The 7,353-nt window shown below is 56.9% G+C and carries 8 protein-coding genes; 3 read left to right on the top strand and 5 right to left on the bottom strand.

Annotated elements, in window-relative coordinates; genetic code table 11:
• Positions 1-611: 611 nt before the first annotated feature.
• Complete coding sequence (locus AB6804_RS31165) at positions 612-947, bottom strand: hypothetical protein (RefSeq protein ID WP_370889734.1); 336 nt, start codon at positions 945-947, stop codon at positions 612-614.
• Between the two features lie 355 nt (positions 948-1,302).
• Here AB6804_RS31165 and AB6804_RS31160 point away from each other — a divergent pair, with 355 nt between their 5' ends.
• Complete coding sequence (locus AB6804_RS31160; protein ID WP_370889733.1) at positions 1,303-1,722, top strand: response regulator; 420 nt, start codon at positions 1,303-1,305, stop codon at positions 1,720-1,722.
• Between the two features lie 164 nt (positions 1,723-1,886).
• On the opposite strand, the gene AB6804_RS31155 is transcribed toward AB6804_RS31160, so the two are convergent.
• Complete coding sequence (locus AB6804_RS31155) at positions 1,887-3,230, bottom strand: alkaline phosphatase family protein (protein WP_370889732.1); 1,344 nt, start codon at positions 3,228-3,230, stop codon at positions 1,887-1,889.
• Positions 3,231-3,341: 111 nt separating this feature from the next.
• The gene (locus AB6804_RS31150; RefSeq protein WP_370889731.1) at positions 3,342-3,545 is read right to left on the bottom strand and encodes a cold-shock protein; all 204 of its coding nucleotides are present in this window, start codon (positions 3,543-3,545) and stop codon (positions 3,342-3,344) included.
• Between the two features lie 947 nt (positions 3,546-4,492).
• Between AB6804_RS31150 and AB6804_RS31145 the strand changes: the two genes are divergently transcribed.
• The gene (locus AB6804_RS31145; RefSeq protein WP_370889730.1) at positions 4,493-5,029 is read left to right on the top strand and encodes a Uma2 family endonuclease; all 537 of its coding nucleotides are present in this window, start codon (positions 4,493-4,495) and stop codon (positions 5,027-5,029) included.
• 86 nt (positions 5,030-5,115) lie between these two features.
• Here the strand turns inward: AB6804_RS31145 and AB6804_RS31140 are convergent, their stop codons facing one another.
• On the bottom strand, positions 5,116-5,868 hold the full coding sequence (locus tag AB6804_RS31140; RefSeq protein ID WP_370889729.1) for a response regulator: 753 nt from the start codon (positions 5,866-5,868) through the stop codon (positions 5,116-5,118).
• An 859-nt stretch (positions 5,869-6,727) separates the two neighbouring features.
• Positions 6,728-7,159 carry an SWIM zinc finger domain-containing protein gene (locus AB6804_RS31135; RefSeq protein WP_370889728.1) on the bottom strand — a complete coding sequence of 144 codons (432 nt, stop codon included), beginning with the start codon at positions 7,157-7,159 and terminating at the stop codon, positions 6,728-6,730.
• Here AB6804_RS31135 and AB6804_RS31130 point away from each other — a divergent pair.
• Complete coding sequence (locus AB6804_RS31130) at positions 7,068-7,301, top strand: hypothetical protein (RefSeq protein WP_370889735.1); 234 nt, start codon at positions 7,068-7,070, stop codon at positions 7,299-7,301. The genes AB6804_RS31135 and AB6804_RS31130 overlap by 92 nt on opposite strands.
• Positions 7,302-7,353: the final 52 nt, after the last annotated feature.

The following is a 7,353-nucleotide window of genomic DNA, read 5'->3' as shown; positions in this document are numbered from 1 at the left end:
CGCGCGACCGTCTGAGATGAAAAGGTGGGACTGCGCCCCGATCGACCACTCGGGAGCACGCGCGAGCGAGATCGAATTTTGCAGGTGAGACTAAATACCGGCGTAGGCTAACGCAAGGAGTATGCCGCCGCGTCTTTCAAGGAATCTCGACTTGCTAGTATCGTAAGGGTAGCGAAGCATGATGAACGTCGGAACTGACGATTAGCGATACTCATAGAGCGTCGGCTGGAACTTGCCGTCACTTTCCACATACTTATGGTTTTGTCGGATGGGCGCGGCGGGCGCGTCACTGACGTCGTTCTCACGAGCGGCGGATTCCCTAGGAGGAGATGCCTGAGGGCGCTATCGTGAAATGCACTGACGGTCGAACCGCCATCTTTGATGTTGGAGTCAACGTCACTGCCGTGAATAACGGCGCGCCCTGCTACGACACCTGCGCTTACGAAGCCCGACTTTGTAGTTGCGACAGACTGGGGTGGTGTCCGTTGAAGGCCGCTCAGCAGTCGTGCTGTCTCGCAGTTCCGCTTGGAGCTTCTTCGTAGGAACAGCCGGGCGGCCAAGACTCAAGCAAGAAGTTTTGACACTTCTCTTTGTTACGGGAATCCATGCATTCAGGCCGACGTCCCGCCGGGCGGTGTGCGCTGGAGGCCGTTCCGACGAGAAAGCTGCGCACCTGACGAGCGCGCCTTTTCTGCATTGACATTGCCATTGAACTGTGAAAGGGCGCCGTCGAAAATTGCCAATGCTTTTAATGCATGGTGCATTTGCGCGAAAGAACGAACGGTCGCGAGGTTGCGGTGGAGCATGGCTTCGTAGCCCAGCTCGTACTCTGCGATGTCTGCGAGCCGGACGATATCGGTCGGCAACTGCTTGTTGCCATGTTTTCCTTCCGCCTTGATTCGCGCTTTTAAGACGTTGCTTCTTTCGACTAAATCAGCGAGAGACATCTTGCGGCTCCCGGTGAAGAACTGCGGTCCAGAGGGTATGCGCCGTCAACATATTTATATTACTCGAACGTCACAGATGCAAACTATCGCGCATGTGTCGTAGCGCTCATAGACGGTCGGCAAAGCTGGACCAAACCAAGGTTCTCTGCGTGAATTGGCAGATGCCCGATGATGTATTGTAAGTTTGCGCGCCGAGTCATTCGCCCTTTAAAGGCACCACTTTCAAACGAAGACTTGCGTCATCGGTGTAGGGGCCAGTAGGTGCGGCCAGAGTTTCACCGTTGCGAGGGAGCTCGCGGTTGAAGAGGATACGCCAACACGTTTCGAACGTCGAGTGAGCCGCAAGGAGGCGATAGTGAACGAACAGTCGTATTGGACACAGCGTCGACTGGAATGCATGGAGCGCGTGCTTATAGTGGACGATTACCGAGCGGCCGCCGCCGCCACGGCTGAATGCCTATCGCTACACGGCCTGCAAACGAGGGTGGCAGGCGGTTGCGCCGAGGCTCTCGAAATCGTTCATTTCTGGCGGCCCGACATAGTCTTGCTCGACCTGATGATGCCGCAACGCGACGGCTTTTCGACGGCGCGGGCCATCCGCGGAAATCCGAAATCAACTACGACGTTCATTTGCGCATACACATCGAAGGACGGTGAGTTCGTCGCGCGAAGCCGCGAAGGAGCGCTCTTCGATGGATACTTCAGAAAAGGCGCGTCGCCGGACCGCCTTCTATCGTTCCTGCGCTGTTCTTGCGTCTCTCATGAACTTGAATAAGTGACAGTCGCCATAGCAAGACGCCCGTCCTGCAGTCGCTACATCCGGTGTCCGCCCCTTGTTCCCAGCGACGACGGAAAGCGGACCGGAAGGTAGATGGCGCGCCCCTACGAGTTGGGCGCCGTCACGGACGATGGTTCGACGGTCGGCATCAATCGCTAGCTTCAGTGGTGCGCATACAATGGCAAGAAAGGGTCCTTCGAGCGTGGAGAGCCCCCGCTCGATGGTCTGGAGGCGCCGGTGGTTGGGATAGGCGATGGGCATACCGGAACTTCAGTGCGAGGGGTAGAAAGAGTCAACATCTTCGTAAAGTCACCGGCTGCGCGCACCCGCGCTGTCAGGTCGAGTAGTCCATTAAGTCCAAGCAATTTGTCGGTTGTCCTCAGAATCGATGCGTGGTCGTATAGTGAATGGTCGATGGTACCGGCAGGAACGAAGGGCGAAACGACGATAGCGGGAACCCTTACTCCAAGCCTGTCGAAAGAGAAGTTATGCGTTTTCAGGCGGGCGTTCTCGACTGAGCCGGGCGGCACGGCTATCGGAGGTGTAACATGGTCGAAGAAGCCGCCGTGTTCGTCAAAGACGACCAACAGCACGCTTTTGGACCATAGGTCAGAGGCGCTGATGGCATCGTATACCTGCTTCACCAACGCTTCGCCTTTTCGAACGTCACCCGCTGGATGCATCGAGTTGCCATTTCGGAAGTCGTTCTTTGCGTCGTACGTCGGCTCAATGAATATGAACTTTTCCGTCAGCGAGTTCAAGGCAAGCCGAGAAAGAAGCGTATCCATTGGAACAAATCGAGCAAGCAGGTTTTGCATTCCGTAGATGCCGCGCGTCTGCGCGACGTCACCCTGCACAATAAGCCAGTCCGATTCCTGAATCTTCGAAAACACCGTGCCGTTTGGAAAAGTGAAAATCGGGGCATTGAAAAACACGGCCTCCAGAACCTGCGCATCACTCGGAGAATGGTCGAGCCCCGACGAAGTCCCCGCGACGGCAAAGAAGCGGTTGGGCCACGTCGGCCCGGGCATCGACGCGAACCAGTTGTCGCATATGCCGAACTGACTTGCCAGGAAGTTCAAGACGGGAAGTTGGTCAGGGGTGAAAGCGTTGAAGGCATCGGCTACAACGTCGGAATGGTCTTCGTACGTTCCCGCAAAGCCCGTCGTTGAGGTGTCGGTAGCGAACGGCGGGTAGCCTGCCGAGCCCAGGACGAGGGAGTCGTTGCGCACTGTGTCTGCGTTGGCGACCTGCACGCCGCACAACTGAACGCACGCATCGGTGAACTCATGGCCGGGGTCGAAGCCAAGCGCATAGGGAGCACCTCGTCCTAGCTGGTAGGAAGTTCCCGCTCGTCCGAAGTTGACGATGGAAGCAGCAGGCAATCCCTCGGCGCGCGTTGATTCCCCGGTGGGTGTTGTGCCCGTGAGGTTTGACCATCCGAACACGCTGTCATAAGACCGGTTCTCAAGCATGAGAACGAAGACGTGCTGTATGACAGCCATGAGTTACCTCCGTTTCATTTCTTACATGCTGCGGCAAGCCACTCCGATAGTACAGCGAAGGCGCCGTCGGCATAGTCAGCCAACCGCGCCTATGCCATTCTGGCAGCGCAGCTACAAGGGCTGGATATTTGCCGCCTGCTTTCCTTTTGGCCCTTGCTTTACTTCAAAGCTAACTTTTTGGTTTTCCGCTAGCGTTTTGAAGCCCTCAGATTTTACTTCTGAAAAGTGCGCGAACAGGTCGTCGCCGCCCTCATCTGGAGTGATGAAGCCATAGCCCTTTGCGTCGTTGAACCATTTCACGATACCGGTTGACATATTTACCCTCGGTTAAACAATAGCGCGTACCTGGACGCGGCAGTTCCTTTGAAGATGCCCGCTGAATCCGTAAGGTGCGCCTATCGAACTGACTGGACGGCATCTGCGTAACGTCAGCCCGTCCGCTGCCCGCGCCACGAAGGAGCTTGAAAGACGGCGGCGCTTGAACGTAGGTTCATTCTTAATTCCTCGTGCCGCTGCGTCAACCAGTTAACTACCTACTCCCCGGGACTTTTCATTACCGGTCGGTTACTTGATGCTGACCGAGACCGCTCGTCCAACGTGATACATCTAGAAAGTCGGCCACGTGCACTCATGAATCCGTTTCCGAGTAAGTGACTCGGCTCCTTAAGCCGCGTCCGAACGTTCGGCCCGAAATCGAAGAAAGCGCTGCGAAGTGGATAAATTCCGGGACTTTCTACTTGATTAAGCGTTAGGCTTCGAGAGAAACGACGGTATATCTCCCGCAAGTTTTTTAATTGCTTGTATGCTCGTTAAACGCTTCATCAACAATAACAAACAATCATATTTTATGGAGATTGGCGAGGCGCATATCTTCATCACTGCCGCCTACGCATAACCTGTTGAGCATCGACGATGACTATCTCAAAGACCTTAACTGCAGGAACAAGTCCTTATACGCCCCACAACATCGACGGGGCGATTGCCCACCTCGAGAGGGTTCTCGACGTCGACGGTGCGGATTCGATATTCGCGCGGACGTATTGGCGCGGTCGCGTGCTTCAGGCGCAAGCGACGGCGGGACTGGTTCCACCGCAACGCGAGCGGCTCGAGCGCTTGCTTGACCGAACCACCGGTTCGCACCATCGCTAATGAGCACTCGGTCGAGCGACGCACAGTGGCGCTCGACTGCTGGCGGACGTGACTCCAAGCGCGACTGTCAAGAAAGTACCACCGTCAACGTCTGATTCGAATGGTCAGCGGCTATGGAACATCAGATTGCTTCGCTTGATGAACTTATCTCACAGCATAAAGCGCTTGTAGCGACGCTTGGTCGCGCCGAACTAAAGATTGAGCTTTGTCGGCGAGGCCGATTGACGGTACGTCGCGTCGAGCCATGGCACCGCATCGCTGTAACGGATGTCTTTTGCAAGCTGGCGACTCAGCTTGGGCCGAGAGTGGCACTAGACCTGCCTATCGCCAGCCCGGAGTTCGGCGTCTTGGTCCCAGACATCGTCTGGATGTCCGACGAGCGCTGGCCGGGGGAAGACATCGACGGAGCAGAACCCTTAACTGTAGTGCCCGACGTATGCGTTGAAGTATTGGCTTGTTGGGAGACTGATAGTTTTCTGCTTGCAGACAGAGTGTCCGACTACTTATCGGGCGGCGTGAAGGAAATCATCGTTGTCGAGGAAGACGGCACAGTTCGGTTCTGGGGCCACGGCGGTGAACAGGTGCGCTCCGCGTTCAATATCGCGCTTAAGTTGGATAACCTCTCCTTCCGACGGCAATGCGTTAGTTAAACGGGCCTCTGGCGTTTGCCTCTGCTTGCCAGACGGCTCCGAGCCGAACGGACCGAATAGATGAAACACATCCTGCCGACGGCAGGTTATCGCCCGCTACCACCTAACAGCGCCCGCAGTTCCTCGATATTGAACGGCTTCGCGAGAATAGCGATTCCGCCCAGTTCGGCACGCTCTACTTCATCCGCATAACCGGTCATCATGGCGAACTTCTGCTTTGGCCACAAGTTCCCGACCTGTTCAGCAAGGTCGATGCCGCTCATCTTCCCCGGCATTTGCACGTCGGAAAGGATGAAATCAAATGCGACGCCGCCAATGAGTATGTCGAGCGCCTGGTCGGCCGTCACCGCGTGTCGTACTGTGCATCCCAGCACTTCGAGCACAGCACAGATTCCAGCGGCCACTTCCTCGTTGTCCTCTACTACCAGCACATGGTTAGGGCCGAGTGAGAAAACAATCAACAGCCAAAGGCCGACACACGGCGTAAGCGTGAGCATGGCCACAACGGCGACATGCCTGCGCCATTGTGTTAGCGCCGCGTCAGTCGCATAGCCACTGGCGACGTAAAGCGGATAGTCTCCTACGCGCCGAAAGGACAGTATTCGGTCGGTTCCGTCAACGGTGGAAGCCATGTCGACTCGACCCTCCCGGACCGCCTGCGCGAGTGCCTTTGTGAACGGCGTATTCGCGGCCGGGTTCGCGGCGCTTTCTGCGTCGGGAAGCCTGACGAGGATGTTGCCATCTTGGCGGTAAAGTCCCATCAGTAGCGCAGGGTCATTGTTCGTGAGGTCGCGGTAGAACTCGCTGACTAGCGTCAGCGCCGAAGCCTTATTTTTCACTGCCGCTATCCGGGAAGGTCCTGCAGTCAGACGTTTTCACGACGAACATGGCTCGGGTCACCGACGTCTTGCCGAAGCGAAGATGTTCGAGACTGCACCTCGTCCAATGTCAGGACGTCGCTGAGATTAGTTTGGCTAGCCATCGATGAACGTTCGCTTCGGGCCACACCATTGTAGTCAATGAACATCACGCTCTCACGGCGAACTGTTGAGCCGTTGTCCCGATTGCGTCGCGTTGGTTGCCGCCCATCTGCGTCTGGAACGTCCGCCTGTCAGCCTTCTGTGTTCCTCTGCGAGGGCCAGTTTTGGTGAGGTGATACGGTCGGCGCAAACGGAGGCGGAGGCGGAGAGGCGGCGTCCAATGCTCACGTCTCCGACTTAGTCGGTTGCCGCCCGCCGTCCGCGGGTGCGGTGTGATTGTGCCTGAGCGTCAGTGATAGCGGAGTTCGCCGTCCCTTCTCTTGTCGACTCCATCGCCAAGAGGCTTCGCAACGATTGTGACGCCCGAGCGCCAAGCTCTTCGGAGCTTACCGGAATAGCCGGGCATCAATGGGTGGTTGCTCGCGAGGGCCGCATCGTCGTAACGGCGTTGTTAGCAAGAGGATTGTTTCAAGTCTGCGAGCCAGTCGGCAAGACGTCGATAGAATTCTTATGTAAGCGCCGGGATGAACTGAACAGACGCAAGATTCACGGCGTGATGACGGACCTTAAGCGGTACCATCGCTTATTGCATTAGGAAGTCCGTTCGGAGCGCATGAACTCGCTACTCGATAAAAGCGGCGCGGCGAGTGTGCCGATGCCTTCTCGCAACTTCGCCGCAACGCGGCGGGCCCTGACCATCGCGCTCATCGCGTCGATTCTAGTTCCACTGCTCTGTATCGCAGCGTATGGTTATTTCGACTATCAGCGGCGAATTGCGGACGCATACAAAGTGCCGAGCGAAAGTCGTCGCGACCGTCAACCGATATTGGCGGCACCGGGAAGAGACGGCTGCTGAGGTCTTGCGCTTCTTTCTCGGCTTCGTCGGCTCCCGCTCAACCGCGTGAACGACCTCGTCCCCAGCATTCTCAAGCCACGAGAGCGCGACGGCGACAAGATGTTTGCAGAAGGTGCCCGTTTGTCCGACCGGGCAATCGCAGACGTACGCGAGTTCGTCGTCGCGCCCGACTTTGAGTTCGACGCTGTAACGGCTTGTGCCATTGACGCTTGCGCTCAAAACACCATTCCGCTCGTCGAGCCGCGATACCGCTCCGTCATGGAAATACGCCTTCCCCCGCGCCGAGGAGCTCATTGGCGAATACGTAACGACGTTGAGCGACGACGTAATTCGCGAACTCCTGCTCGAGGCGGTCGAGCGAGACGCGGTGCTGCGCGACAAGCTGCTTTTCGCAGCGCGAACGGCCAGTGCGGCTCTGTCAACTTGTCGACACTGAGTCGGAAAGACGGCAAGAAAAAGCGTCCCTCAGAAGGCGCAGGACGGATTTC

The sequence above is a fragment of the Caballeronia sp. RCC_10 genome (assembly GCF_041360715.1).
Taxonomy (GTDB): domain Bacteria; phylum Pseudomonadota; class Gammaproteobacteria; order Burkholderiales; family Burkholderiaceae; genus Caballeronia; species Caballeronia grimmiae.
Note: the sequence above shows the minus strand (reverse complement) of the source record. Positions and strands in the feature narration are given on the sequence as shown.

Coding starts and splice junctions, on each gene's coding strand:
- AB6804_RS31135 (WP_370889728.1), bottom strand. CDS start 7,159: ATGAGCTCCTCGGCGCGGGGGAAGGCGTATTTCCATGACGGAGCGGTA.
- AB6804_RS31145 (WP_370889730.1), top strand. CDS start 4,493: ATGGAACATCAGATTGCTTCGCTTGATGAACTTATCTCACAGCATAAA.
- AB6804_RS31150 (WP_370889731.1), bottom strand. CDS start 3,545: ATGTCAACCGGTATCGTGAAATGGTTCAACGACGCAAAGGGCTATGGC.
- AB6804_RS31165 (WP_370889734.1), bottom strand. CDS start 947: ATGTCTCTCGCTGATTTAGTCGAAAGAAGCAACGTCTTAAAAGCGCGA.
- AB6804_RS31155 (WP_370889732.1), bottom strand. CDS start 3,230: ATGGCTGTCATACAGCACGTCTTCGTTCTCATGCTTGAGAACCGGTCT.